The 229-nt window shown below is 39.7% G+C and carries 1 pseudogene; it reads left to right on the top strand.

Features of this window, described 5'->3' with window-relative positions:
* Positions 1-17: 17 nt before the first annotated feature.
* A pseudogene (locus tag KVT11_RS20875) lies at positions 18-229 on the top strand (FGGY family carbohydrate kinase); the annotation flags it as partial.

Here is a 229-nt window from a genome sequence, read left to right as displayed (position 1 = left end):
AAGGGGAGGAAAACACCATGGCACAAGAAAAATATATCCTCGCATGAGACCAAGGGACAACAAGCTCAAGAGCAATCTTATTTGAGCAAGAAGGTAAAATTGCACATACAGCTCAGAAGGAATACAATCAATATTTTCCGAACCCAGGCTGGGTAGAACACAATGCAACTGAAATTTGGAGCTCTGTTCTATCAGTTATTTCAACTGCTTTAAACGAATCAGGAATTGA

Origin of the sequence: Bacillus sp. GbtcB10 (assembly GCF_019091365.1) — a bacterium.
In the GTDB taxonomy this organism is placed as follows: domain Bacteria; phylum Bacillota; class Bacilli; order Bacillales; family Bacillaceae; genus Bacillus; species Bacillus altitudinis.
This window is presented reverse-complemented; position numbering and strand designations above follow the sequence as displayed.